This window comes from Amantichitinum ursilacus (assembly GCF_001294205.1).
Taxonomy (GTDB): domain Bacteria; phylum Pseudomonadota; class Gammaproteobacteria; order Burkholderiales; family Chitinibacteraceae; genus Amantichitinum; species Amantichitinum ursilacus.
In genome coordinates this window covers 113,023-138,517 of record NZ_LAQT01000005.1, presented here as the reverse complement: position 1 = coordinate 138,517, position 25,495 = coordinate 113,023, and the positions used below count along the sequence as shown (strand labels likewise).

The window sequence follows — 25,495 nt, the reverse complement described above, 5'->3', positions numbered from 1 at the left end:
CTCATGCCAGCATCCCCTCGGCCTGGGTCAGCAAGCCAGGCGCATTCGATGATGAGCCCTGCACCGTGCCGCCTGCGGCTGCAATAAGCTGGTTAAGCCTGTCCATGCCCGACTGGTGGAAAGCCAGCACGCTTTCCTGCTGCTGTTGGGTGACCACCGTACCGATATCGTTGGTGAAGGCCCACAGCTTGTCGGCTCCGGGCAAGGCCGGGATCGTGGCGCCGGTGATCTGGTCGGTGATGACATGTTCCAGCGAGGTGATCGCCAGCGTCCCGGCCAGACCGCCCGCGATGCCTTTGAGGTTGCGCTGGCGCACGGTGTACACCACGCCGCCCACCAGCGTGGCCACACCGATGACCCGACCGGCCACGGCAACCGGTGACAGCGCCTTGTTGGTCAGGGTATCGACGTAGATCATGCGGTTGCGGAAGTAACCCGACCACATTTCGCGGCTGCCCAGACTGGAATACATGAACCAGGCGCGCGAATCGTGGATGTGGTTGTCATACAGCGCCAGTACATCCGCCATATCCGGGCTGAACAGGGTTTTGACTCCCGCTTCACCCGCTGTCTTCAGTCGGTTGAATTCGGCCACTTCGTCATCGCCATTGATCAGCAGGATGGTGCTGGCGGGAAGGGTGTCGATCAGGATCTGGGCGGCACTGTGCTGCTGGCGCAGGATGCGACCTTCATAGTCACTTTTGAACTCGGCGGCGGCCTCACGCCACTGGATCTGGTCCATCTTCGGCTCGAAAACACGCATACCAGAAATGGGATCAGGCGGTGTGGTCGTTCCCCCTTCAGCTAGAGCTTTAGCCGCTTTGTCCGCAGCTTTCTGGCGGGCTTTTTTGATCTGTTTCTCATCAGCATCCCGTTTTTCCTGCGCCGCTTTACGGGCCGCTGCAGCCTCATGATCATTGCGACCATTCTTTGCGGCATCCGCATAAAAGCGCTGCTGCGTGTAAGAATGCTGACTGCCCGGCTCACTGGCAAAGCGCCGGATGCGCCAGGCGGTAATTTGTTCGGTCTGGCTGGCCATGACCTCTTCCAGCGGACCTCCGGCGCAGGTATCAAGCCAGGCGTTGAAGCGGGGGATGAGGGCAGGCAGGACGTCGAACTCTCTCTGGGTCGTTAGATCCATAATCCGCCAACCCGGATAAGTCGAGTCGCAATCCTGCTGCCCCACGTCTGGCACCTGAAATGGCGCTCCGAGTGCAAGTGCCTGCGCGTACATGTCATGCAAGGGAATCTGCGACAGCAGCATGCCGGTTTTATCCATGCCCATGCCTTGTTCACTCAGACAATAGCCACCCCCACGTCAGAGTGCATGCCGGGGTAAACGTATTCTTTGGCATAGCTTGGGTATTTCGACACCTTGCCGTCGATACGACGCACCGAATCCAGCGGAAAACACAGGCGCTGTTCATGGGCCGCCACAAAATGGCGGCAGCATTTGATGAAGTCGCCGTATTCGGTTTCGTCGGGCAGCTGCATGGTGTCGTCGGCCCAGCTCATGTGGCCGTCAAAGAACGGCGCGAAGTGGGCGATACCCACGGAGGCAACGGTATCGAACAGCCCGAGGAATTCCAGCGTGACCGGCAAACCGGCCAGGAAGAAGCCCTTTTCGCCATCGCATTCGCGCTCCAGCAAAGGCAACAGCCACGATACAAAGGCCCTCGCTTCTGCTGCGCCACGCGAGAAACCATAAACGTAGAGCTTGATTGCCAGCAGGGTGGGCTGGGTCTGGGCGGCGACCTGCGGTTTCAGTGCCTTGAACGCATTGCCCATGACGTTTTTACGCTGGGATTCACCCAGCGGCACCATGGGCGTGCTCGACATTTGATTAACCATGTCGGCCGCCGCCGAGTCCAGGAGAGGTTTGCTCCCGTTAAGCGAGGTCTTGATGGCATCGATGAGGCGCGTCAACGCCCAGTTGATCCGGTCTTCGCCGCCTGTGGCGTACTTGAGGCCATTATCGGTGAACTCCATTTCACCGATTTCAGGGAACGGCGTACCCACGCCGGCCATGTAGTAGCTGAAATAACCGTTATCATTGGCCCGCTTTATTTTGCTGTTCTGCGTACCCAGCGAAGCGTGATAAAGCCGTGCAATATTGCTCAGCGCACCATCGGGTTTTTTATCGTCCGGTTCATTGTTGTTGGTGCCATCAAAGAACAGGCTGACATGCAAAGGCTGGCAGCAGGCTGGCGGCTGTACGCTGCCAGCAGCGATGTTGATTTTGCTTTGATGTGCAGCGCGTTGCTGATCCTGGCAATCCATGTTGGTAACAACGTCGGAGGGCTTTTGCGGTAAGCGACCTACGACAGGAAATTCGTCGACCTTGCTCACCGAGGCACGTTGAATGTCATCGGTCATGGCTTTACTCCGGAGCAAGATTTGGGCTCTGGCACATCCTCAGGTTCCTGGATGGGGTAATCAGGGTCGTCGTAACGCAAGCAGGTCGTCGTTACCTTGACGCGGCTGCAAGTCAGGAGGTGAACCTGCAGCTTGCAAGTTGTGTTGTCGGGGTACTGAGGAATATCAACGACAGCTTTGTGGCTACCGAATTTAGCTTCATGTGCTTTCCAGGCATCCTCGTCAAATGCGCCACCGCTGGGGACCTTTTTTACTTTCTCGCGCGGAGCAGGATCCGTTTCCCACTCTATGGTGGCTTTGAGCCCCGGCCGCCACTGGTTGGGCAGCATCACGCAGCACCCCGTGCCAGCACCGCCGTTGACCTTCATCCAGTTCAGGCCCGCCGTGGTGTGGTTGATCGGCACGACCGGGGTCGGCGTGAACTTGTCGCTGTTGAAGGCATTGCCTGCACCATGGCCACAAGCAGCCAGGCTCATGGCGAGCATGCCGAGCAGGGCAGACTGCAAAACGCGATTGGAAATACAAAAGAACATGCTGTGCTGATCTCCTGGAATGCAGGGAAAACGAGCTGGTTTCCTCGTTCTGGGCCGACTATCTGGCGGCCAGGCTCACGCGCAGCACCTCGTGGTCAATGGGCAGATCAAGCCAGAGCTGGCCCGGTTTCAGGTGGCCCGCGTTCCACAGGGCAATGCGGCCAATCCAGGGTCTTTTTTGCAGGAAGCCTGGGCCATGCGCGGCGTAACGCCGGGCCAGACCGAGACGATCCCGTTCGTCCAGCAGGTTCAGGTCATTGGCATGCCAGTACGCAGCGCGCAGTGCATTGAACATGGCTTCACGGGATGGCATGTTGAGCGAAGACAAAAGCTGCAATCTTTTTAGCTGCGCCTCCGCTTCGGTCGCTGCGGTAAAGCGATCCACCTGCGCGCTATCCAGATGTAGCGTTGGCAATTGTTCCGGCCAGCGGCGCATCGGGCTCCACTGGCCTGCAAGCCAGGCGGGCTGGCCATCGCGGTCCAGCCATGCCCACATTCTGGTCTGGCCGTGAAACAGGGTTTTCTGCTCGGGGGTGAGCATGTCATCGACGCTGGCAATCAAGCGCGGATCGTAAAAGCGCAGCAGGCCTTCGCCATCGGGCCAGGTGATCTGCAGGCAATGCCGCAGATGCTTTGCCAGATCGTCGAACGGGGCGGGCGAGAGCAGGGCCAGCAAACGCGGTTCGCCCGCGAAATGCTCGATCAGGTCTTCCAGCCATTGCTGGTGGGCCTCGTCCTGCAGATCGAGCCGCAATAGCAACGGTGCATCGTCACCCAGCGCCTCGTGCGGAGTGCCTGCGAGCAGTGAGCACCACAACAGCGGCGGGTTGAAGTCTTTGAGGATAGGCGTGAAGGCCTTGTGCCAACCGGTCTGGTCGATGATGAGATCCAGGTGCTGCTGGCCCACGGCCTGCGCCGCCTGTTGCAGTTGCTGTGCCCACGCCAGATCATGCGGCGGGTTGCGCGTATCGTTCATGCGGCACCCCCGCTGGGCACGATACCGACAGCACGCACCATCAAACCAGGTTGCTGTTCACTCATGCCAGCATCCCCTCGGCCTGGGTCTGCACGCCTGGCGCGGTTGATGAAGAGCCCTGCACCGTACCGCCTGCGGCTGCAATAAGCTGGTTAAGCCTGTCCATGCCCGACTGGTGGAAAGCCAGCACGCTTTCCTGCTGCTGTTGGGTGACCACCGTGCCGATATCGTTGGTGAAAGCCCACAGCTTGTCGGCACCGGGCAAGGCCGGGATCGTGGCGCCGGTGATCTGGTCGGTGATGACATGCTCCAGCGAGGTGACCGCCAGCGTCCCGGCCAGACCGCCCGCAATGCCTTTGAGGTTGCGCTGGCGCACGGTGTACACCACGCCGCCCACCAGCGTGGCCACCCCGATAACCCGACCGGCCACGGCAACCGGTGACAGCGCCTTGTTGGTCAGGGTATCGACGTAGATCATGCGGTTGCGAAAGTAACCCGACCACATCTCGCGGCTGCCGAGGCTGGAGTACATGAACCAGGCGCGCGAATCGTGGATGTGGTTGTCGTACAGGGCCAGTACATCCGCCATATCCGGGCTGAACAGGGTTTTGACTCCCGCTTCACCCGCGGTCTTCAGGCGGTTGAATTCGGCCACTTCGTCATCGCCATTGATCAGCAGGATGGTGCTGGCGGGAAGGGTGTCGATCAGGATCTGGGCGACACTGTGCTGCTGGCGCAGGATGCGACCCTCATAGTCGTGGCGGAATTCGGCAGCGGCCTCGCTCCATTGTCGCTGGTCCATGGCCGGTTCATAAATGCGCGGACCGGGTTTGGGGGGCAGGTCAGCAGCTTGCCCACCTGCTGCCTTTGCCCTGGCGGCTGCATCCTGTGCGGCCTGCCGCTCTTTTTTAATGGCGTTCGCGGCATCGATACGGGCTTGCTTGTTGGCGGCGTATTTGCCAGCGTCTTCGTCCTCACTGCGCCCGTTCCTGGCTGAGTCGGCAAAGAACCGCTGCTGGCGGTAGGAGACGGCGTTGCCGGGGGCTGCGGCAAAGCGCCGGATACGCCAGGCGGTGATCTGCCCGGTCATGGTTGCCAGGACCTCTTCTACTGGACCGTTGGGGCAGGTTGCCAACCAGGCGTTGAAGCGGGTGATCAGGTCAGGCTCGACCTGGAATTGCAGCAAAGTATCCCCAGCCATCATCCGCCAAGCTGGAAAGGTGGAGTCACATTCCCTCTGCCCAACATCCGGCACCTGCAATGGCGCACCGACTGCCAGTGCCTGCGCATACATGTCATGCAGCGGTATCTGCGACAGCAGCATGCCTTGCTTGTCCATACCCATACCCTGTTCGCCGAGCAGATAGCCACCGCCCACATCAGAGTGCATGCCGGGGTAAACGTATTCTCTGGCATAGCTCGGGTATTTCGAGACCTTGCCGGCGATACGACGCACCGAATCCAGCGGAAAACACAGGCGCTGTTCATGGGCGGCCACAAAATGGCGGCAGCATTTGATGAAGTCGCCGTACTCGGTTTCGTCGGGCAGTTTCATGGTGTCGTCGGCCCAGCTCATGTGGCCGGCAAAGAACGGCGCAACGTGCGCGACACCCACGGAGGCAACAGTGTCGAACAGCCCCAGGAATTCCAGCGTGATGGGCAGACCGGCCAGGAAGAAGCCTTTTTTGCCATCGCGTTCCCGCTTCAGCAAAGGCAACAGCCACCACACAAAGGCCCGCGCTTCGGCAGCCCCCCGCGAGAAGCCGTAAACGTAGAGCTTGATCGCCAGCAGCTTGGGATTCTTTTGTGCGGCCACGAGCGATTCAAGCTCGGTGAATTTCGGCTTCATCACGCTCTGCGTGACCTCGGCGCCGGACTGCAACCAACCGGTCGCCGTCTTTCTGACCAACCCGGCAGCTTCTGAAATGTCGAGATGCTCTTTGCACGACTCCTTGATCGCGGCGATCAAGCAGGTAATGGCCCAATTGATCCGGTTCTGCCCACCTTTGGCGTACTTTAAGCCGTCGTCAGAAAAATCCGCTTCGCCAATGACGGGAAAAGGTGTTCCAACCCCAGGCATGTAATAACTGAAATACCCTTCCGCACGCGTCTTGAGAGAAATCGCATCCTCGTCGCGCCCCAAAGAAGCATGGTAAAGCCTGGCGATATTGCTTAACGCGCCGTAGGGCTTCTGCTGATATGGCTTTTTATCTTCCGGTTCATTGTTGTTGGTGCCATCAAAGAACAGGCTGATATGAAGGGGTTTGCAACAAGCCGGAGCCTGCTTGCTGCCTGCGGCAACGTTAAGCTGGCTCTGGTGTGCGGCCCGTTCCCGATCCTGGCACTTCAAATTGTTCAGAGTCTCTGCCGGAGTCTTCGGCAAGCGCCCTGCCAGCGGAAAGGCTTCCACTTTGGTCACAGGGTCGCGCTGAATGTCATCGTTCATTCTTGATAGCTCCGGAGATTACTCGGCGGTCTTGGGGCAGGTTTTAGGTTCCGGCATGTCGGCAGGAGCCTTGATGGGATAGGCTGGGTCGTCGTACCAAAGGCAGGTGGCTGTAGCCTTGACCTGGTTGCAGGTCAGAAAATGAACCTGCAATTTGCAGAAATGCTCTGGGTACTGTGGGATATCAATAATGGCTTTATGCTGAGTGTAAGCAGCCCTGTGGCGTGCAATGTCAGCATCGTCAAAAACGAATCCCCCTCCCGGCTTACGCTTCATTTTTTCATACGGACGGGGATCAATTTCCCACTCAACAGTGGCCTTCAGGCCAGGCCTCCATTGTCGGGGCAACATTACGCAGCACACCTCTCCCGTGCCTTGCATGCCATTGATGCTGACCCAATTAAGAGCTGCGGTAGTGTGGTTTATTGGGGCATAGGGTGTTGGTAAGTACTGGTTGTCACTAAACGCATTGCCCGCCGTATTACCGCAAGCCGCCAGACCCATGGCCATAACACCAAGCGCGGCAGTCCAGAACAGGCGATTCAGAATCCGGGAAGACATGCGTCTTTCTCCCTTATAAAGTGGGCATTGGATTTTTTGCGTGGGATCAGGGGGCAGGCTTCGCTAGCCAGGGTCTGCGGCAAGCGCCCTGCCAGCGGAAAGGCTTCCACTTTAGTGACAGGGTCGCGCTGGATATCGTCATTCATGCGGGCTGGCTCCAGAGATTACCCGGCAGTCTTGGGGCAGGTTTCAGGTTCTGGCATATGCGCCCGCTCTTTGATCGGGTAATTCGGATCGTCATAAGGTAGGCAAGAAGTCGTGGCCTTGAGTTGGTGGCACACCAGAAAATGGATTTCAAGGTTGCAGAAGTGACCTTCCGGGTACTGCGGAATATCGACAATGGCTTTGTGCTGAGTAAATTTGGCTTGATGCGCTTTCCATGCATCTTCGTCCATGGCTCCGCCACTCGGAATCCGCTTCACTCGTTCATAGGGATTGGGATCAATTTCCCACTCAACGGTGACCTTCAGGCCGGGACGCCACTGGTTGGGCAACATCACGCAACAGTTTTCACCCGCAGAACCGCGTAGACCGTTGACGCTGTACCAGTTAATCGACGCAGTTGTGTGATTGACCGAGTCTGCCGGGGTAGGCGTGAGTTTTTCGTTATTGAACGCATTGCCAGCCGTATTACCGCAAGCCGCCAGGCCCATGGCCATGACGCCAAGCGCGGCAGTCCAGAACAGGCGATTAAGAATCCGGGAAAGCATGGGTATTTCTCCGTCATAAAGTCGGGATTGGTTATTTGGGGGTATCAAGGGGCAGGCGGCGCAGGCAGTCGCGATAGCTGATTGCTCCGGAGATTACTCAGCGGTCTTGGGGCAGGTTTCAGGTTCCGGTATCTTTCCGGCGTCTTTGATCGGGTAATTGGGATCGGTGTAGTGCAGGCAAGATGTCGTTGCCTTGAGCTGGTTGCAGACCAGAAAGTAGATTTTAAGACCGCAGGTTTGACCGTCCGGGTACTGAGGAATATCGACAATCGCTTTGTGTTGGGTATAAGCAGCCTTGTGACGTGCAATGGCAGCATCGTCAAAAACAAATCCCCCTCCCGGCTTACGCTTCATTTTTTCATAGGGATTGGGATCAATTTCCCATTCAACGTTGGCCTTCAGGCCTGGCCGCCACTGGTTGGGCAGCATCACGCAGCAGATTTCACCGGCAGAGCCGCTCATGCCGTTAACGCTGACCCAGTTCAAAGAAGCCATGGTGTGGTTTACCGTTTTCACGCTGGCGGGGATGTATTGGCTATCGTTGAACGCATTGCCAGCCGTATTGCCGCAAGCAGCCAGGCCCATGGCCAAGACACCGAGTGCGGTAGTCCAGAACAGGCGGTTCAGAATCCGGGAAAGCATGGGTGTTGCTCCGTCATAAAGTCGGGATGGGTTTTTTGGGGGTATCAAGGGGCAGGCGGCGCAGGCAGTGGCCGTAGCGCAGGTTCGACCGGCAGATCAATCCAGAGCTGGCCCGGTTTCAGATGGCCTGCGTTCCAAAGGGCAATGCGGCCAATCCAGGGGCTTTTTTGCAGGAAACCGGGACCATGCACGACATATCGCTGCACCAGACCCTCGCGGTCCCGCTGATCCAGCAAATTGAGCACGTCCGCTTGCCAGCAGGCGGCCCGCATCTGCTTGAAGAGCGCCTCGCGGGCGTGGCCTTGGGGGCCGTATTGGAAAATGAATGCCAACGTGGCCGCCTCGGCCTCGGTGCTGGAGGTAAAGCGATCCACCTGCCCCCTATCCAGATGTAGCGTTGGCAGTTGTTCCGGCCAGCGGCGCATCGGGCTCCACTGGCCCGCCAGCCAGGCGGGCTGGCCATCGCGGTCCAGCCACGCCCACATTCTGGTCTGGCCGTGAAACAGGGTTTTCTGCTCGGAGGTGAGCATGTCATCGACGCTGGCAATCAAACGCGGATCGTAAAAGCGCAGCAGGCCTTCGCCATCCGGCCATGTGATCTGCAGGCAATGCCGCAGATGCCTGGCCAGATCGTCGAACGGGGCGGGCGAGAGCATGGCCAGCAAACGCGGTTCGCCCGCGAAGTGCTCGATCAGGTCTTCCAGCCATTGCTGATGGGCGTCGTCTTGCAGATCCAGCCGCAGCAGCAGCGGTGCATCGTCACCCAGCGCCTCGTGCGGAGTGCCTGCGAGCAGCGAGCACCACAACAGCGGCGGGTTGAAGTCTTTCAGGATAGGCGTGAAGGCCTTATGCCAGCCGGTCTGGTCGATGATGAGATCCAGGTGCTGCTGGCCCACAGCCCCGGCTGCATGCTGCAGTTGCTGTGCCCACGCCAGATCACGCGGCAGGTTGCGCGTATCGGTCATGCAGCACCCCCGCTGGGCACGATACCGACAGCACGCGCCGCCGCTGCGCGCATGCACTCCACGCAGACCGACTTGGGCAGATCTGGCAGCGGGTAATCCTGCGAGGTTGGGCCATCCATGGTGTGGTTGCCTTTAAGACTCAACAGGCTGGGGCCGTGCACCAGGATTTGCCCGTCTGGGGTGAGCTTGATGTAGGCGCCCCCCGTGGCCAAGGTGATGCCGTTCCTGGCGGTGATCTGTACGTGGCCTTGGGTGGACTGGATGGTGACGTCCTGCAGTGCAGTGGCATCCAGCTTGTCGCCATGGGATTCAATCTGCAGCGGGCCTTTGCCGGACACCATCCGCAAGCCTTGGGTTTGCGCCAGTAACGACATGGATTGCACCGAGGTGAAATCGGTTTTGCCGCCGCCGCCCAGGCGGATGGCGCCTCCACTCTGAACGTGAAAGGCATGACCGGTGCTGATGCCCAGGGAGGCTGGGGTGACTTGCGCGATGCCGGCTGGGGCCGACATCAGGATCACGGGGCCACTGAGCTGGTTCGCAGCGTCAGCCAGTTGCTGCAGGCTGGCTGTGTCAGTGGGCGGGTTCAGGTGGGTCTGGGCAATTTTGCCCAGTTCGGTGCTTTGCGTGACCGCCTGCTTGAGCAGGTCGGTGGCGGATTTCATTTCCAGCACGTGGCCATTGGCCAGGGGTTGTTGGTCAGCGGAAATCCAGATGCCGTTTGCGCGCACGGCGCCAAACGCATCGGAACGCAGCTCAAACCCCTCTCCGCGCTTTTCACGGCCGGCATTGACCAAGTGGCCCAGGTTGAGCTGCGATTTGCCGTATTCAGTGCTCACCTTGATGTGCTGCTGACCATCGCGGTCTTCCAGCCGGATCTTGTTATTACTGGGCGTGCGTATGACGTTTCTGGAGTAGTTGGCGGACGTCACCAGGTCAGGCCGGGTCTGGTCGTGCAGCGCGTGCGCGATGTAGGGACGATCGATATCGCCGTGCGAAAACGCCACGGCGACCTCCGTCCCGCTGATAAGCGGAAAATGAAAACCGTAAGTGCCCCCGGCGTAAGGCCTGGCCAGACGCATCAGACGGCTGCTGCCTGCGGGGGGCCAGTGGCCGGCCTTGGCATCCCTGTCATAGAGGAAGGTGACCCGGTACAGCCCCTGCTCCGAAAGAAACCCCGCCGTGTAATGACTCGGGCTGGTGATGCGCGCAGGAATGGTGCCGCTGATGGTGGGCTTGGGGGTGGTCTGCGGCAGACGGATGATGCGATCGGCCGGAATGGCCTTGAACGCATTAAACCAGGCTTTGCTGCGACTGGCGGTGTGGGTGACTTCGGTAATCACCCAGCCAAAGCTGGCCTGCGCGTCGACCTGGTCTGTGCGGAAAATCTGCCCCGGCGCAAAAGCCAGCACGTTGCCTTCGCCGCTGGCGACAATCTGCCGGGCCAGTTCGATTTCGTAATGCAGCTGGGCGGTGGCTTTGCCCTGATCCGGGTCTTTCTGATGCGCACCGAAGCGATAGGATTCACCGACAAACCCCTTGTCCTGGCGGTATATCGTCTTGCTGCCCAGCAGATCCGCCCCACCGGATTTGCGATAGTTATAGTCCTGGAAAACCTGCTGCCCAATCACCGGTCGGGCAAAAACCTGGAGCTTCAAAACAGCCTCGGTCCAGTTGGCTTCCAGACCCGCATGAGGTCGATATAAATGAACACCCACCGGTTTCAGATAATGCGACTGGTCGTCAATGAAATTGACGACCTCGCCGTCGTCCGTCTGTGTAAAAAAATACGCCATGCCCGCGGCTTCGCAGACGCGATGCAGAAAGTCGAGCGAGGTCTCGCCGTACTGGGTGTAGTGCTGGTGGATCACGTACGGCTTGCTGGTCTTGATGGTGAACTGGCTGCCGTTCAGGCCAATATCGCTGCGCAGGATTCGGGCGATCAGGGCGGGTGCATCAACCTCCTGGAACAGCCGCGTATCTACATGATCAGCCAGGCGCGCCAGGCGCGGGGCGATGATGATGAGGTAAGTGTGTTCTTCCCGATTGCTCGCCACGCGCGCTATTTCGCGGACCACACCGTGCCATGTCCGGTCTGCCTTCAACGCATCGCCCGGGCTTTTGAAAATGGCGCTACGCATACCCGTTTCCGGCACCGGCAAGACCGAGAACGTGGCTGATTTATCCAGTGCATCCAGCAGATCGATAGCGCTGGCGGTGGTGACCGTTAATGTCAGCTCATAAGGCCGGCCGATTTTTTCCTTGATCTGAACCTCGCTCACGCTGAGCGAATCGGGCAGTTTCAGTTGGGGAATATCCAGACGGTAAGCGCAGATCGCCATGTTCGGCCTTTGGAAAGTGTCGTGAGGTTGCACCGGGGATAAACACATAGGGTGGGTCAAGACCCACCATTCAAACCCATCAAGCAGATAGCGAAACGGATAGGCCCCACCAGCAGGTCTAGCGGGGAGATTTCCAGGTGTCGCAGTCGTCGCAATGGGCTTTGGACGGTGGGTCTTGACCCACCCTATGCCGCGGCCCGCTTGGGTATCGCGGGGGGCAGGGCGGGCAAATCTCACGCCTGCGCGGGGACGCAAGCTTCCAATAGGGGCAAAAGGAGGGTCTATCAGACGAATCTAAATTCGATGGATGGCGGTACTTTTCGGCCGGACATCACCCACAGGCCGCTGACAGGGGCGGCAATGCAAAACGCCCCCAATGTGGAGGCGTTTTACATGTGGCCAGGCGTTTATTGGCGCGGATTGCCGCGCCAGCAAGCCATTTACTTGGCAGCCACAGCCTCAACCGCCTCAATAATCACCTTCGCCACCTCATCCGGATGCGACTGTTGCGGCACATGGCTCGACGGCAGGGTGGTGGTCTTCGCATTCAGCTTTTTGGCGTAATCGCGTTCCAGTTCCGGCTGGATCATGCGGTCGTTGGACGACACGATGTACCAGTTGGGGCGGGTGCTCCAGGCGGCGGCGGTGACTTTTTCACCAAACGCTTTGGCTGCGATCGGGCCTTGGGTGGCGGCCATCACGTCGGTGCGGCTACGCGGCAGATCCTGGGCAAAATAGCTGGCCACGCCATCGGCTGACAGCGACAGATAACCCGCCGCATCGGCTTGCAGATGCTTGATGCCTTCGGGCACCGGGTATTGCTTGCCCTGGTCGGCGGTGGATTGACCAGCATCCGGGGCGAAGGCGGCGACGTAAACCAGCGCGGCCACTTTCGGGTCGTTACCGGCCTGGGTGATGACGGTGCCGCCCCACGAATGGCCCACCAGCACCACGCGGCCCGGGGCGTTGGTGATGGCGCGCTGGGCGGCGGCAACGTCGCCTTCCAGGCTATCCAGGCTGTTCTGCACCGCAGTGACCTTGATGCCTTTGGCTTGCAGATACGGAATCACGCGAGACCAGTCCGAGCCATCGGCAAACGCGCCGTGTACGATGACGACGGTTGGGGTTTCGGCGGCGTGGGCAGCGCCGGCGGAGAGGGCGAAAGTGGCAACGGCAGCAGCAATAAGGGAACGCGCAGTCATGATGAATCTCCTTGGGATGGGTTTGTTTGCAGCACAGGACCGAGTATGCGGATGGCCTGGTGGCGCGAACATCGGTCGGATATCCGATACGCGTCCGCAACGCGTCGCCGCGCCCTCCGCCCAAGGGGTACGTTGAATGCATGGCACGTCGCTTCTTCCTGAGCTTGAACACTCCGCGTTGATCCCCGCGCGCGACGCCATCGTCGCCATCGCGTTTATTGGCGACCTCAGCATGGGCCGCGCCACCGACCAATCACCGCGCACGGCCTGGCTGGCGATGGCCTTGGCGCGCACCGCCGGTTGCAGCGAGGACGAAATCGCTGCGGTGGAAATCGCCGCCTTGTTGCGCTGGTCCGGGTGCACCGCCAACGCAGCAGGCTTCGAGCGCATTCTGGGCGACGACGTGGCCGGGCGCGAAGCGATGATGGCGCTCACCCTGCCGCCGATGAGCGCCGACGCGCAAAGCCAGATGCCCGAAATGGCGCAAATCCATTGCGAAGTGGCGGGTGATATCGCGCGCATGCTGGATCTGGGCGCGACCATCGAAACCGCCTTGCGCCATACCTTTGAGCGCTACGACGGCAATGGCTTGCCGGGCGGTTTGCGCGGCGATGCGGTGCCGCTGGCAACCTATCTGGTGCAACTGGCCAGCGATCTTGAAATTCTCAGCCGCGCGCACGGCTTACCGCAGGCCTTGCAACTGATTGCGCATCGGGCCGGGCAGGTGTATCCGGCCCAATTGGCGGCGCTGCTGGCGCAGCATGCGGCCGACTGGTTGGCGCAACTGGATGCCTTCAGCACGCAAGACAGCCTGCTGCCGCCTGCGCTCAACACCGTGGCGCAACCGGTGCCGCTGGAGCTGGTGGCCGATATCGCCGACCTTAAATTGCCGTGGCTGGCCGGCTATTCGCGCCAGGTGGCCACGCTGGCGCAAGCCGTGGCGCAACAGCTGGCGCTGGAGCCCGCCGTGGCACGGCGTCTGTATCGCGCCGGGCTCATCCACAATATCGGCCGCGCCGCTTTACCCAATGCCTTGTGGAATGCGGCGGGACCGTTGGCCCACGCCGCATGGGAACGCGTGCGGCTGGTGCCGTACTGGACGCGCCGCGCGGCGCAGCACACGTCCGCGCTGGCGGCCGAAGCCGAACTGGCGTCGTACGCATACGAGCGACTGGATGGCAGCGGTTATTTTCGCTGCGTTAGCGGCGAGGCCATCCCCACCGAACGCCGCATTCTGGCCGCCGCCGTGGCGTGGTGCGCGCTGGTGTCGCGCCGGCCGTGGCGCGCTGCGCATACGCCCGCTGAGGCGGCCGCATTGTTGCAAGCCGAAGCCCAGGCCGGTCGGCTGGATGCCCACATCGTCGACACGCTGATCGCCCACGTCACTGGCCAGCCCAGCCCGCAAACCCGCAAGGCATCGGCCTTGTTGTCGGAACGCGAAACCGATGTCTTGCGTCGCATCAGCCTGGGCGAAAGCAATAAAGAAGTGGCGCGCGCGCTGGTGATCAGCCCCAGCACCGTGCGCACACATATGGAAAGCATCTTTCGCAAACTGGAATGCAGCACACGCGCCGCGGCCACCTTGAAGGCGTTTACCCTGGGCGTGTTGTAAACGCCGCGGCGTGCGCCACGTGGGCCAGGACTGAACAAGCCGAAGAGGGGACACGCGCGGCCGGGCTGGCGGCGCGTTGGGACTGGATTATTTGGTGGCGAGCAATTCGGCGCTGATTTTGCGGTCGGTGGTGTATTTCATGTACAGCTCGCCGCATTCCGGACAAGTGGCCACGCTTTCCCATTCTTCCATCGCGCTGGCCAGACGCCCTTCCAGCGTGGCGCCACAGCACGGCACCCGGTACGAAACCAGCCTGATGCCGCGCTGGCGCAGCTTGAAGTTTTGCTCGAGATACTTGGCTTTGGTTTCTTTGATCGACATGCGGGTGCTCTTTATCGGGGTGACTTCAAAACGCGCAAATAGCGTTTCTGCGCCGCGATTATAAGTGCGTTTGCCCCGCCCAACCGCGCCGATCAGACCAAGTGCGCGTCGCCGCCTGCGTCGGGCCTCAAGCCAGCAACTTCAATGCACTCGACGGCGACGCCCCGAACAGTTTTTTGTAATCACAAGAAAACTGGCTGAAATTCTTGAAGCCCCATGCCGCCGCCACATCGCCCACCCGCACTTCCGCGCCCGCGGCGTGGGTCAGTTGGCGGCGCACTTCGTTCAGGCGCAGATAGCGCAGATAGGCCATCGGGCTGATGCCCAGCACGTCCCCAAAACAATATTGCAGCGTGCGGCGGCTGACGTAGAGCTGCTCGCACAGCATCGGCACGGTCACCGTCACATCCTGATGGCTCAGCACGTATTCATGCGCGTCGCGCACGATGCGGCGGCGGCGCGCCAGGCTGGCGCAGGCTTCGGTTTCGGGCGCGCTGGTATCCAGCAAGGCCAGCAGGGCGCTGATCACGTGATCGGCTTGGGCCGCCAGCGCCGCGGCGGGCTCGTCCATCGCCAGCAGGGCCTGGATGGTCTGGCGACAGGTTTGCAGCGCGGCGTGGTCTACCTGCAATAACTCGGCGCTGGCCAGGCGGCTGGTCTCGATCACGCAGCGTTGCTGCTCGGCCGCCGCCAGCAGCGTGCTGCGCTGGATGACGATGCCGAGGATTTCATGCGCGTCGGGCGTCATCAGTTCAAACGGATGATGGCCGGGCCGCGTCATGACCCGGTCGTCGCCCACCGGCCGACCGTTGATGCGCATGCCGCGCGTTTGCGCTTCGATGCCAAACCAGAACGCATCGGGCCGCACGCTACACGCTTGATGCAGCGCGCAGCTATTGCGTTCGCGAAAAATCTGCACGTCCTGATTGCGCCATTCATCCAGCACGCCACAAAAGCGCCCGGCGGTGATCTGGTCGTAACGCTGCTCCCAGTCGGTCAGGTTGTGGGCTTGTTCATCCACATCGTGCGCAACGATGGTGCGTCGCGCGGCGCGGTGGGGCCGGGCCAAAGTGATCGCGTCATCCTGCATGGCTGCTGCGCCTCCCGCTGCAAGCAAGCACAGCAAACGCGGGCTGCGGCCCGGGTTTGTCATGTTTGCCGATTTTCGATAACGGCCGTTTTTTGCCCGACGCTATATTCGTGGCCGAGGGCAATCACAACGTAGACAAGCAAGCGTTGTGCCCGCGTCAGCCGTTGATTTTTAAAGCGTTGTTTCAAGGCAGGCAGAGCACACGACGGGTACGGCCGTCTTGCGCTGCCGCATCCAATCCGGGTATCGCACAGGGAGCTTGCAATGGAAGGTTCAGCATCCGGTCTCAGACCCGTTCTGAGCACGTGGCAGTTATGGGGGATCGCCGTCGGGTTGGTGATCTCGGGCGAATATTTTGGCTGGAGTTATGGCTGGGCGTCGGCCGGCACCTTGGGGTTCACCGTCACCGCGCTGTTTATCGCGGCGATGTATGCCACGTTTATTTTCAGCTTTACCGAACTGACCACGTCCATCCCGCATGCGGGCGGTCCGTTTGCCTATAGCAAGCGCGCGTTTGGCGCCACCGGCGGTTATCTGGCGGGCGCGGCCACGCTGATCGAGTTTGTGTTTGCGCCGCCGGCCATTGCCCTGGCCATCGGCGCCTACCTGAACGTGCAGTTTCCCAGCATCGATCCCAAACACGCTGCGGTGGGCGCGTATCTGATCTTTATGGCGCTCAATATCATCGGCGTGCAGGTGGCGGCGACGTTTGAGCTGTGCGTTGCCGTGCTGGCCATCTTTGAGCTGCTGGTGTTTATGGGCGTGGTCTCGCCGGGCTTCTCCACCGCCAATTTTGTTAAAGGCGGCTGGTCGGGCGCGGATCATTTCTCGTTGGCGTCCATCCCCGGCATGTTTGCCGCGATTCCGTTTGCGATCTGGTTTTTTCTGGCGATTGAAGGCGTGGCCATGGCGGCCGAAGAAGCCAAAGACCCCAAGCGTTCGATTCCGATTGCCTATATCGCAGGCATCTTGACGCTGGTGGCATTGGCGATTGGCGTAATGCTGTTTGCCGGTGGCGCAGGCGACTGGACCAAGCTATCCAATATCAATGACCCGTTGCCGCAAGCGATGAAGCTGATTGTGGGCGCGCACAGCAACTGGCTGCATATGCTGGTGTGGCTGGGGTTGTTTGGCCTGGTGGCGTCGTTCCACGGCATTATCATCGGCTACTCGCGGCAGATTTTTGCGCTGTCCCGCGAGGGCTTTTTGCCGGGGTATTTTGCCAAGGTGCATCCGCGCTTCAAGACGCCGCATCGCGCGATCATCGCCGGTGGTGTGGTCGGCATCGCGGCTATCTTCAGCGATTCGCTGATCACGCTGGGTGGGCAAACGCTAACGGCCAATATCGTCACGATGTCGGTGTTTGGCGCGATTTTGATGTACATCCTCAGCATGCTCAGTCTGTTTAAACTTCGCCGTACCGAAGCGGGCCTGGCGCGGCCGTTCCGTGCACCGTTGTACCCGTACTTTCCCGCGTTTGCCTTGTTTGGCGCGGTGGTGTGCATGGTCACCATGATCTACTACAACGCGCTGATCTTTGGCTTGTTTGTGCTGTTCCTGGCGCTGGGCTACGGCTACTTCTTGATGACCGGCAAACACCGCGCCAACGCGCTGTACGCCGCCACCGTGCCCACGACACCATAACCAGTCCGCGCTGCATAGGGTGGGTCTGGACCCACCGCCCAAAGCCGAAGAGAAATTCGCAGCGTTAGCGTTTTTGTCGGATGGCTTTGAGTGGTGGGTCGAGACCCACCCTATGCCACCGCGGATGTTTTGGTAGGGTGCGTTACCCGAAGGGCAACGCACATTTTTGGTTATGCATTTGACGCTGGATGGCCCCGCCCGGGGCCGGGGCCTGCGGTCCTGAAATGTGCGTTGCCCTTCGGGTAACGCACCCTACGGCAGATCTTTTAAACGCCGGTGGGGCCGGCAAGATGCCGAGCCCCGTCCCGTGCAGCGTAGTGAGGGGGTTCAATGCCGCAGTTCAGTCATACCGTGGGCCCGATCACGCATCAGTTTGCGGATCTGAAAGACCTGCTGGCCAAAGCCACGCCGTTGCGCTCGGGCGATCTGCTGGCGGGGGTGGCGGCGCAGAGCACCGAGCAACGCGTGGTGGCGCAAATGGCGTTGGCCGAGCTGCCGCTGCGCGCCTTCCTCGATCACGTGCTGGTGCCCTACGAAACCGATGAAATCACCCGCCTGATCATCGACGAACATGACGCCCACGCCTTCGCCGCCATCAGCCATTTAACCGTGGGCGACTTTCGCAACTGGTTGCTCAACGACGCCACCACCAGCGACGTGCTGGCCGCGGTCGCGCCGGGCATCACCCCCGAAATGGCCGCCGCCGTCAGCAAGATCATGCGCAACCAGGATATGATTCTGGTGGCTAAAAAGTGCCGCGTGGTCACCGCGTTTCGCGACACCATCGGGCTGGAGGGGCGGCTCGCCACGCGCCTGCAACCCAATCACCCCACCGACGACGCCAGCGGCATTGCCGCCAGCTTGCTCGATGGTTTGCTCTATGGCTGCGGCGATGCGGTGTTCGGCATCAACCCGGCCACCGACAACGTGCCGCAAGTGATCAACCTGGTCAGCATGATGGCCGAGATCATCAGCCGCTATCAGATCCCCACGCAGTCGTGCGTGCTGACCCACGTCACCAACACCATCGCCGCCATCGAACGCGGCGCGCCGGTGGACCTGGTGTTTCAGTCGATTGCCGGCACCGAAGCCGCCAACCGCAGTTTCGGCATCGATCTGGCGCTGCTGGGCGAGGCGCGTAGCGCCGCATTGTCGCTGCAGCGCGGCACGGTGGGCGATAACGTCATGTATTTCGAAACCGGCCAGGGCAGCGCCTTGTCGGCCAATGCGCATTTCGGCGTTGACCAGCAAACCTGCGAGGCGCGCGCCTATGCCGTGGCGCGCAAGTTCAAGCCGTTGCTGGTCAACACCGTGGTCGGCTTTATCGGCCCCGAATATTTGTACGACGGCAAACAGATTATCCGCGCCGGTCTGGAAGACCATTTCTGCGCCAAATTGCTGGGCCTGCCGATGGGGTGCGACGTGTGCTACACCAACCACGCCGAAGCGGACCAGAACGATATGGACAATCTGCTGACGCTGCTGGCCACGGCCGGCTGCAATTTTGTGATGGGCATCCCGGGCTCGGACGACATCATGCTCAACTATCAAACCACCTCATTCCACGACGCTTTGTATGTGCGCCGCGTACTCGGCCTGCGCCCCGCGCCGGAATTTGAAGCGTGGCTGCAGCAAACGCAAATCTTTAGCAATGACGCGCTGTTCCGCCTGCACGATGGCTTGCCCCCGGTGTTTGGCGACGCGCTACGCAGGCTGGCCTGATGATGTCTGATCCCTTCTGTGAGAAAGATCCGCTGGCCTCGCCGGTCACCGACAACCCGTGGCAAACGCTGCGGCGCTTTACCTCGGCGCGCATTGCGTTGGGCCGCGCCGGCGTCAGCTTGCCCACGCAACCGCAACTGGCGTTTCAGCTGGCGCATGCGCAAGCGCGCGATGCGGTGCATCTGGCGCTGGATGCCGAGGGTTTGCAGCAACAATTGAGGGATGCCGGCATCCCCGGCGCGGCCGACAGCCATATCCTGCATAGCGCGGCGGCGGATCGATTGACGTATCTGCAACGGCCCGACTGGGGACGACGGCTTGGCGAAGCATCGCGCCAGGCCTTGCTGGCGGCGACCGCGGCCGACGATGCCGCATACGACATCGGCTTTGTCATCGCCGATGGCCTGTCCGCGCTGGCCATCGCCAACAACGCCGTGCCGTTTCTGGCCACTTTGCAGCAACGAATCGCCGCGCGCGGCTGGCGGCAAGCGCCCCTCGCCATCGTGCGCCAGGGCCGCGTGGCGGTGGGCGATGAAGTGGGCAGTTTGCTGCGCACGAGACTGGTGGTGGTGCTGATCGGCGAACGCCCGGGGTTAAGCTCGCCCGACAGCATGGGCCTGTACATCAGCTGGATGCCGCGCGTGGGCATGAGCGACGCCGAGCGCAATTGCATTTCTAACGTCCGCCCCGGCGGCATGCGTTACGAGGAAGCGGCGTATCGGCTGGATTATCTGCTGACTGAAGCGCAGCAACGCCAACTGACCGGTGTGCAACTGAAGGACGAAAGCGCTCATCAAGTCGTGCTGGACACGCCCGCCGCGCCCGCCAGCCTGTCGTTTTTGACGCCACCTTGATGCGGGCCCGCGCCGCAAGCGCTACCCAAACCGTAGCTACAAAACCCGGATTGCCCTCACTGGCCGCAAATGAGAAGATTCGCCAATTGGGAATCGTTATCAATTGCAAACCTCGCCTTTATCCTTCTCCGCCCCCGCCGCCTGCGTGCTGTTGATCGAAGACGACAGCGCATTACGCGAACATCTGCACCGCCACCTGCAACGGCGCGGCTTTGCCGTGCATGCGGCCGAGCGCGGCGATGACGGCCTGGCGCTGGCCTTGCGCCTGCCGGTGGACCTGGTGCTGCTCGACATCATGCTGCCCGGCCAGAACGGCCTGGCCGTGCTGCAACAGTTACGCGGCCAACGCGGCACGCCGGTGATGCTGATGTCGGCGTTGGGCGCGGAGCAAGACCGCATCACCGGCTTTAGCCAGGGCGCGGACGACTATCTGCCCAAGCCATTTAGCCTGGCTGAACTGGATGCGCGCGTCGACGCGCTATTAAGGCGCGTGGCGCTGGACCGCAACGCGCGGCCCACCGCGCCCCACTCGGACGCCGACTCCCGCTACACGCTGGATGCGGCGCTGCAGGATGTGTTTTGCGAAGGCCGGGCGGCCGGGCTCACCGGGTCTGAATTCCGTTTGCTGCTTACCTTGCACGAGCATCCGGGCGAGCCGTTGAGCAAAGCTTTTCTGTACCAGCGCGTGTTGCATCGCGGCTATACGCGGCTGGATCGCGGGCTGGATGTGCATGTATGCAATCTGCGGCGCAAGCTGGCCGCCATCCATGCCGATGCCTTGCAGATTCAGGCCGTGCGCGGCCATGGTTATGTGCTGACCGTGCAGGCCGCGGCGTGAAGCTGGGCCGTCATCCCTTGTTATGGAAACTGGCTTTGCTGCAGGTGGGCTTTTGCCTGTTGCTGGTGTGGCTGGTGTGGGGCTGGGGCACGTCGGTGGAACGCAGCACGTATTTTCTGGAAGAGGGCGATCGCGCGGTTCTGGCGCAATACGCGGCGCAAGCCGGGCAGATGGCCGCGACGCGAGATCGCGCCGCCATCGAAACCTGGCGGCAGCAATTGCAGCAGCGCGAACACACGTGGGTGGCGGTGCTGGACGCGCGCCTGCAAAGCCTGGGCACGCAGCCGCTCACTGATCGCGAAATCAGCCATCTTGCTTTTATGCGCAAGCTGACGTGGCCGATGAGCAAACGGCTGGATGCCGAACTACCGTTTGTGAGCATCGCCTTTCCGCAATCGCCCCTCAGCGGCCGCCTGGTGATCCAGCTACCGCAACGCCTGTTGCCGCCAGGCCTGACGCCCCGCACGCATCTGTTTACTCATGGCGTGGTGCCCGCCTTGCTGGCGCTGGCTTTGGGCCTGGCCTTGTATCGCCATCTGGTGGTGCCGCTTACCGAATTACGCGAACGCGCCAATGCTTTGCGCAGCGGCGATCTGGCCCCGTTGGCGGGCAGCGCGGTGGCCTTGCGCCGCGATGAACTGGGCGAACTGGCGCGCGCTTATGAACATATGGCCGAACGCTTGCGCCAGAGCCTGGAACAGCAACGCCAGTTGCTGCGTACCTTGTCGCACGAAATCCGCACGCCGCTCGTGCGGCTGCAAGTGGCCAGCGAAAGCAATCTGACCGCCCCGGCCTTGCAAGCGCGCGTAGCCAAAGAAGTGGACGATATGCAGCGGCTGGTGGAAGACGCGCTCAATCTGGCCTGGCTGGACGCCGAAAAGCCGCAACTGGATGCCGAGTGCGTGGTGCTGGCGTCTGTCTGGGAAGCGCTGGCGCAAGATGTGCATTTCGAGACCGGCTGGCCCTTGGCCTTGCTGGTGTGCGAGCTGGATGCCGGTTGCGCGGTGCGCGCGCATCTCGATAGCCTGGCCCAGGCCATCGACAACATCCTGCGCAACGCGGTGCGCCATTCGCCGCCCGATGCGCCCATCCATTTGCGTGGCCAGCGCGAAGGCGACTGCTGGCATCTGTGCATAGAGGATCACGGCCCCGGCGTGGCACAGGCCGATCTCGAACGCATCTTTACGCCGTTTTTGCGCCTGGATGGCACGCCCGGCAACGGCTTTGGCCTGGGTTTGAGCATCGCGCGCCGCGCCATGGCCTTGCAGGGCGGGCAACTGTGGGCTGAATGCGGCGCGGCCGGCTTGCAGATGCATCTGCGACTGCCCGCCGCGCTGGCCACCGATCTCACCGTCGGTCAATCCGCAGGAAATGTTTAGAAAGTTAATGTGCTTGTCGCACAGATGAGAATAATTATCATATGCGGTCTTCAGGGCTTGCCGCCGTAAGCCCTCCTGCATTCCGGAGACCGATCATGCGCCGCTTACCGCCCTTTTCCTTACTGACGCTGAGCCTGTGCAGCGCCTTGCCGCTGTTGGGCCACGCCGCCGAAACCAGTGCGCCCACCACCACGCAGCTGGAGGAAGTGCAGGTCATCGGCACGGCCGAGCAAGAAAACAAACAGATGCCGGGCGTATCGGTGATTACCGCCGCAGACATCCAGAAACGCCCGCCCGCCAATGATCTGTCCGAAATCATCCGCACCATGCCCGGCGTTAACCTGACCGGCAATTCCAGCAGCGGCCAGCGCGGCAACAATCGGCAGATTGATATCCGTGGCATGGGCCCGGAAAACACGCTGATCCTGATTGATGGCAAGCCGGTGTCCAGCCGCAATTCGGTGCGTTATGGCTGGCGCGGCGAGCGCGACAGCCGCGGCGACACCAACTGGGTGCCCGCCGAAGAAGTGGAACGCATCGAAGTCATCCGGGGCCCGGCCGCCGCGCGCTATGGCAACGGCGCGGCCGGTGGCGTGATCAACATCATTACCAAGGCCGCCAGCAAAACCACGCAAGGCCAGGTCACGCTGTACCACTCGTTTGCGCAACACAGCGAAGAAGGCGATTCGGAACGCGCCGACTTTGGCCTGAGCGGCCCGATCTCGGAACTGCTCAGCTATCGCATCTACGGCAATATCGCCAAAACCGACGCGGACGCCGCCGATATCAACGCGGGCCACGAATCGGCGCGCACTGGCAACCAGGTGGGCACGCTGCCCGCAGGCCGCGAAGGCGTGCGCAATCGCGACGTTAACGCACAGTTGAACCTGAAGATTACGCCCGAGCAATCGCTGCAACTGGAAGCCGGTTTCAGCCGCCAGGGCAATATCTATAGCGGCGATACGCAGAACACCAATACCAATGCCAACGTCACCAAACTGCTGGGTGATGAAACCAACATCCTGTACCGCGACACCTACGCGCTGACGCATCGCGGCAAATACGGTTTCGGCACTGAACTCAGCTATATCCAGTACGAAAAAACCCGCAACACACGCGTGGCGGAAGGGCTGGCAGGCGGCACCGAAGGCATCTTCTCCGGCACCGGTTACAACACCGCCGTGCTGCGCAACACCACTGTGCACAGCGAAATCAACGTGCCGTTTACCGCATGGGTGGAGCAAGTGGCCACGGTCGGCGCGGAATGGGTGGAGCAGAAACTGGATGACCCCAGCAGCAACACGCAAACCACCACCGCCGGTGGCAGCGTGGCGGGCCTGACCAGCAGCGGCCGCAGCAGCAGTTCGTCCGCCCGAATCGCCTCGGTATTTATCGAAGACAACGCCGAGCTGCGCCCGGGCACCATGCTGACCCCCAGCCTGCGCTTTGATCACCATGACATCGTCGGCAACAACTGGAGCCCATCGCTGAATCTATCGCAAGTACTGAGCGACGATTTCACGCTGAAAGCTGGCATCGCCAAAGCCTACAAAGCGCCCAACCTGTATCAGCTCAACCCCAACTATTTGCTGTATAGCAACGGCCAGGGTTGCTATGGCCAGACCAGCGCGTGCTATCTGCAAGGCAATGCCGACCTGAAAGCCGAGAACAGCGTCAATAAAGAATTGGGCATCGAATACCGCAAGAGTGGCGTGGTGGCGGGCATTACGTATTTCCGCAACGATTACAAAAACAAGATTGAATCGGGCCTGGTGCCGGTGGGCACGGCGGTGGGCGGTACCGGCAGCACCGCCAATGCCAGCATCTTTAAATGGGAAAACGTGCCCAAAGCGCTGGTCGAAGGTCTGGAAGGCACGTATACGCAGCCGTTTGGCGATCAGATCAAGTGGAGCAATAACTTTACCTACATGATCGTCTCGGAGAATAAACAAACCGGCGACGTGCTGTCGGTGACGCCCAAATACACGCTCAACTCCATGCTGGACTGGCAAGTGCGCGAGAACCTGTCCAGCCAGGCCAGCCTGACGTGGTACGGCAAACAGATGCCCAAAAAATACGATTACCACGGCAATCCGGTGACCGGCACCGCCACCACCGAACTGTCGCCGTATGCGCTGGTCGGCCTGAGCGCCACCTACAAATTCAACAAGCATTTCAGTTTGACGGGCGGCATCGATAACGTCTTCGACAAGCGCTTGTGGCGCGCGGGCAATGCGCAGGGTGTGACCAATATCGCGGGTGCCGGCGCCGCCACCTATAACCAGCCGGGCCGCACTTTCTACACCAGCCTGACGGCGGCGCTGTAATGCGCGCGCTCCAACTGCTGGGGTTGGCGGTGGCGCTGGCCCATGGCGTGGCCGTCGCCAAACCCTCGCCTGATCAGATGTTGATGAACGCGCCGGTGCTGCGCCAGGCCAGCGCGTATCAGTTCAGCAGCTTTGACCTCGATTCGGCTGACGGCCAACGCCACTACCGCATCTGGTTGGGCCAGCCTGGCCGTGTCAACGCGCAAACGCCCGTGCTGTACCTGCTGGATGGCAACGCCGCGATGACCGCGCTGGACCTGCCGCTGCTTAACCAGCTGGCGCAACGGCCCGCGCCGCCGGTGCTGGTGGCGCTGGGCTACGCCACGCCCCAGCGCATCGACCGTAACGGCCGCACCATGGATTACACCCCGCGCGTGGGCAACGGCGAGCAGCATGATCCGCTGACCAATCTGCCCAGCGGCGGCGCGGATGCCTTCCTCGATCTGTTGCGGACACGCATCCAGCCGCAGGTAAACCAACGCCTGCATATCACGCCGCAACAAACCGCGTTGTGGGGGCATTCGTACGGCGGCCTGCTGGTGCTGCATACGCTGTTTACCCAGCCCACGCTGTTTACGCGCTACGCCGCCGCCAGCCCCTCGCTGTGGTGGCACGACGGCGCGGTGGTCGCCGAATGGCCAGGGCTGGCGCAACGGCTGCACGGCACAACGCCGAGCGTGCTGCTGATGCGCGGCGACGCCGAACCCGCCAGCCCAACCACAGCATCGACCGCGGGCGTGGCCGCCGATGCCGCAGCAAAAGCGCTAGTGCAATCGCTGCAGCAGATCGACGGGCTGCAACTGCAATACCAGACCTTTCCTGGCCTGAGCCACGGCCCGATGCTGCCCGCGTCGCTGCGGGCCACGCTGGACTGGATCAGCGCAGGGACAGGCCCGTAAGGCAGATTGCAGCGCCTGCCTGATCGCGCAGTCGATGCCATTGCAACATTTCCGCA

At 61.2% G+C, this 25,495-nt stretch carries 22 protein-coding genes; 8 read left to right on the top strand and 14 right to left on the bottom strand.

The features are described 5' to 3' along the window. Position 1: 1 nt before the first annotated feature. The 12 genes from WG78_RS07985 to WG78_RS07935 form a co-directional block, all read right to left on the bottom strand. The gene (locus WG78_RS07985; RefSeq protein WP_152969119.1) at positions 2 to 1,279 is read right to left on the bottom strand and encodes a T6SS phospholipase effector Tle1-like catalytic domain-containing protein; all 1,278 of its coding nucleotides are present in this window, start codon (positions 1,277 to 1,279) and stop codon (positions 2 to 4) included. 17 nt (positions 1,280 to 1,296) lie between these two features. Next, positions 1,297 to 2,376: a T6SS phospholipase effector Tle1-like catalytic domain-containing protein gene (locus tag WG78_RS07980; RefSeq protein WP_053937271.1), complete on the bottom strand. Its 1,080-nt coding sequence runs from the start codon at positions 2,374 to 2,376 to the stop codon at positions 1,297 to 1,299. After that, positions 2,373 to 2,909: a Tli1a family immunity protein gene (gene tli1a / locus WG78_RS07975; RefSeq protein WP_053937270.1), complete on the bottom strand. Its 537-nt coding sequence runs from the start codon at positions 2,907 to 2,909 to the stop codon at positions 2,373 to 2,375. The genes WG78_RS07980 and tli1a (WG78_RS07975) overlap by 4 nt, the downstream gene beginning before the upstream one ends. Positions 2,910 to 2,967: 58 nt before the next feature. Further along, positions 2,968 to 3,885: a toxin Tle1 chaperone Tla1 gene (gene tla1, locus WG78_RS07970; RefSeq protein WP_053937269.1), complete on the bottom strand. Its 918-nt coding sequence runs from the start codon at positions 3,883 to 3,885 to the stop codon at positions 2,968 to 2,970. 61 nt (positions 3,886 to 3,946) lie between these two features. Continuing rightward, the gene (locus tag WG78_RS07965) at positions 3,947 to 6,331 is read right to left on the bottom strand and encodes a T6SS phospholipase effector Tle1-like catalytic domain-containing protein (RefSeq protein WP_053937268.1); all 2,385 of its coding nucleotides are present in this window, start codon (positions 6,329 to 6,331) and stop codon (positions 3,947 to 3,949) included. Positions 6,332 to 6,349: 18 nt separating this feature from the next. Beyond that, positions 6,350 to 6,892, bottom strand: a complete 543-nt coding sequence (tli1a, locus tag WG78_RS07960) for a Tli1a family immunity protein (RefSeq protein ID WP_053937267.1) — start codon at positions 6,890 to 6,892, stop codon at positions 6,350 to 6,352. Beyond that, on the bottom strand, positions 6,874 to 7,038 hold the full coding sequence (locus WG78_RS22680) for a hypothetical protein (protein WP_161805087.1): 165 nt from the start codon (positions 7,036 to 7,038) through the stop codon (positions 6,874 to 6,876). The genes tli1a (WG78_RS07960) and WG78_RS22680 overlap by 19 nt, the downstream gene beginning before the upstream one ends. 18 nt (positions 7,039 to 7,056) lie before the next feature. Then, a complete protein-coding gene (gene tli1a, locus WG78_RS07955; RefSeq protein ID WP_152969118.1) occupies positions 7,057 to 7,602 on the bottom strand; it encodes a Tli1a family immunity protein in 546 nt (181 codons plus the stop codon). Positions 7,603 to 7,695: 93 nt separating this feature from the next. Then, positions 7,696 to 8,244, bottom strand: a complete 549-nt coding sequence (gene tli1a / locus WG78_RS07950) for a Tli1a family immunity protein (RefSeq protein WP_053937266.1) — start codon at positions 8,242 to 8,244, stop codon at positions 7,696 to 7,698. 44 nt (positions 8,245 to 8,288) lie between these two features. Beyond that, positions 8,289 to 9,209, bottom strand: coding sequence for a toxin Tle1 chaperone Tla1 (gene tla1, locus WG78_RS07945; protein ID WP_053937265.1), 921 nt, complete (start codon positions 9,207 to 9,209; stop codon positions 8,289 to 8,291). Then, positions 9,206 to 11,788: a type VI secretion system Vgr family protein gene (locus tag WG78_RS07940; RefSeq protein ID WP_161805086.1), complete on the bottom strand. Its 2,583-nt coding sequence runs from the start codon at positions 11,786 to 11,788 to the stop codon at positions 9,206 to 9,208. The genes tla1 (WG78_RS07945) and WG78_RS07940 overlap by 4 nt, the downstream gene beginning before the upstream one ends. Before the next feature lie 203 nt (positions 11,789 to 11,991). Then, complete coding sequence (locus WG78_RS07935) at positions 11,992 to 12,753, bottom strand: alpha/beta fold hydrolase (protein ID WP_053937263.1); 762 nt, start codon at positions 12,751 to 12,753, stop codon at positions 11,992 to 11,994. Positions 12,754 to 12,889: 136 nt separating this feature from the next. Here WG78_RS07935 and WG78_RS07930 point away from each other — a divergent pair, with 136 nt between their 5' ends. Then, positions 12,890 to 14,365 carry an HD domain-containing phosphohydrolase gene (locus tag WG78_RS07930; RefSeq protein WP_053937262.1) on the top strand — a complete coding sequence of 492 codons (1,476 nt, stop codon included), beginning with the start codon at positions 12,890 to 12,892 and terminating at the stop codon, positions 14,363 to 14,365. A gap of 87 nt (positions 14,366 to 14,452) precedes the next feature. Here the strand turns inward: WG78_RS07930 and WG78_RS07925 are convergent, their stop codons facing one another. Together WG78_RS07925 and WG78_RS07920 are read right to left on the bottom strand one after the other, a co-directional pair. Continuing rightward, a complete protein-coding gene (locus WG78_RS07925) occupies positions 14,453 to 14,686 on the bottom strand; it encodes a hypothetical protein (protein ID WP_053937261.1) in 234 nt (77 codons plus the stop codon). Between the two features lie 127 nt (positions 14,687 to 14,813). Then, positions 14,814 to 15,776, bottom strand: coding sequence for a helix-turn-helix domain-containing protein (locus tag WG78_RS07920; RefSeq protein ID WP_053937260.1), 963 nt, complete (start codon positions 15,774 to 15,776; stop codon positions 14,814 to 14,816). Positions 15,777 to 16,040: 264 nt separating this feature from the next. Between WG78_RS07920 and eat the strand changes: the two genes are divergently transcribed. The 7 genes from eat (at position 16,041) to WG78_RS07885 (ending at position 25,439) form a co-directional block, all read left to right on the top strand. After that, complete coding sequence (eat, locus tag WG78_RS07915) at positions 16,041 to 17,420, top strand: ethanolamine permease (protein ID WP_053937259.1); 1,380 nt, start codon at positions 16,041 to 16,043, stop codon at positions 17,418 to 17,420. Positions 17,421 to 17,750: 330 nt separating this feature from the next. Then, on the top strand, positions 17,751 to 19,142 hold the full coding sequence (locus WG78_RS07910) for an ethanolamine ammonia-lyase subunit EutB (protein ID WP_053937258.1): 1,392 nt from the start codon (positions 17,751 to 17,753) through the stop codon (positions 19,140 to 19,142). Further along, a complete protein-coding gene (gene eutC, locus WG78_RS07905; protein ID WP_152969115.1) occupies positions 19,142 to 19,996 on the top strand; it encodes an ethanolamine ammonia-lyase subunit EutC in 855 nt (284 codons plus the stop codon). The genes WG78_RS07910 and eutC overlap by 1 nt, the downstream gene beginning before the upstream one ends. A 103-nt stretch (positions 19,997 to 20,099) precedes the next feature. Then, on the top strand, positions 20,100 to 20,834 hold the full coding sequence (locus WG78_RS07900; protein WP_201782396.1) for a response regulator transcription factor: 735 nt from the start codon (positions 20,100 to 20,102) through the stop codon (positions 20,832 to 20,834). Beyond that, on the top strand, positions 20,831 to 22,213 hold the full coding sequence (locus WG78_RS07895; RefSeq protein ID WP_201782395.1) for a HAMP domain-containing sensor histidine kinase: 1,383 nt from the start codon (positions 20,831 to 20,833) through the stop codon (positions 22,211 to 22,213). Before WG78_RS07900 ends, WG78_RS07895 begins: the two co-directional genes overlap by 4 nt. Before the next feature lie 95 nt (positions 22,214 to 22,308). Continuing rightward, on the top strand, positions 22,309 to 24,540 hold the full coding sequence (locus WG78_RS07890) for a TonB-dependent siderophore receptor (RefSeq protein WP_053937256.1): 2,232 nt from the start codon (positions 22,309 to 22,311) through the stop codon (positions 24,538 to 24,540). Then, positions 24,540 to 25,439: an alpha/beta hydrolase gene (locus WG78_RS07885; protein ID WP_053937255.1), complete on the top strand. Its 900-nt coding sequence runs from the start codon at positions 24,540 to 24,542 to the stop codon at positions 25,437 to 25,439. Before WG78_RS07890 ends, WG78_RS07885 begins: the two co-directional genes overlap by 1 nt. Positions 25,440 to 25,495: the final 56 nt, after the last annotated feature.

Coding starts and splice junctions, on each gene's coding strand:
- WG78_RS07985 (WP_152969119.1), bottom strand. CDS start 1,279: ATGGATAAAACCGGCATGCTGCTGTCGCAGATTCCCTTGCATGACATG.
- WG78_RS07980 (WP_053937271.1), bottom strand. CDS start 2,376: ATGACCGATGACATTCAACGTGCCTCGGTGAGCAAGGTCGACGAATTT.
- tli1a (WP_053937270.1), bottom strand. CDS start 2,909: ATGTTCTTTTGTATTTCCAATCGCGTTTTGCAGTCTGCCCTGCTCGGC.
- tla1 (WP_053937269.1), bottom strand. CDS start 3,885: ATGAACGATACGCGCAACCCGCCGCATGATCTGGCGTGGGCACAGCAA.
- WG78_RS07965 (WP_053937268.1), bottom strand. CDS start 6,331: ATGAACGATGACATTCAGCGCGACCCTGTGACCAAAGTGGAAGCCTTT.
- tli1a (WP_053937267.1), bottom strand. CDS start 6,892: ATGTCTTCCCGGATTCTGAATCGCCTGTTCTGGACTGCCGCGCTTGGT.
- WG78_RS22680 (WP_161805087.1), bottom strand. CDS start 7,038: ATGAATGACGATATCCAGCGCGACCCTGTCACTAAAGTGGAAGCCTTT.
- tli1a (WP_152969118.1), bottom strand. CDS start 7,602: ATGCTTTCCCGGATTCTTAATCGCCTGTTCTGGACTGCCGCGCTTGGC.
- tli1a (WP_053937266.1), bottom strand. CDS start 8,244: ATGCTTTCCCGGATTCTGAACCGCCTGTTCTGGACTACCGCACTCGGT.
- tla1 (WP_053937265.1), bottom strand. CDS start 9,209: ATGACCGATACGCGCAACCTGCCGCGTGATCTGGCGTGGGCACAGCAA.
- WG78_RS07935 (WP_053937263.1), bottom strand. CDS start 12,753: ATGACTGCGCGTTCCCTTATTGCTGCTGCCGTTGCCACTTTCGCCCTC.
- WG78_RS07930 (WP_053937262.1), top strand. CDS start 12,890: ATGCATGGCACGTCGCTTCTTCCTGAGCTTGAACACTCCGCGTTGATC.
- WG78_RS07925 (WP_053937261.1), bottom strand. CDS start 14,686: ATGTCGATCAAAGAAACCAAAGCCAAGTATCTCGAGCAAAACTTCAAG.
- WG78_RS07920 (WP_053937260.1), bottom strand. CDS start 15,776: ATGCAGGATGACGCGATCACTTTGGCCCGGCCCCACCGCGCCGCGCGA.
- eat (WP_053937259.1), top strand. CDS start 16,041: ATGGAAGGTTCAGCATCCGGTCTCAGACCCGTTCTGAGCACGTGGCAG.
- WG78_RS07910 (WP_053937258.1), top strand. CDS start 17,751: ATGCCGCAGTTCAGTCATACCGTGGGCCCGATCACGCATCAGTTTGCG.
- eutC (WP_152969115.1), top strand. CDS start 19,142: ATGATGTCTGATCCCTTCTGTGAGAAAGATCCGCTGGCCTCGCCGGTC.
- WG78_RS07890 (WP_053937256.1), top strand. CDS start 22,309: ATGCGCCGCTTACCGCCCTTTTCCTTACTGACGCTGAGCCTGTGCAGC.
- WG78_RS07885 (WP_053937255.1), top strand. CDS start 24,540: ATGCGCGCGCTCCAACTGCTGGGGTTGGCGGTGGCGCTGGCCCATGGC.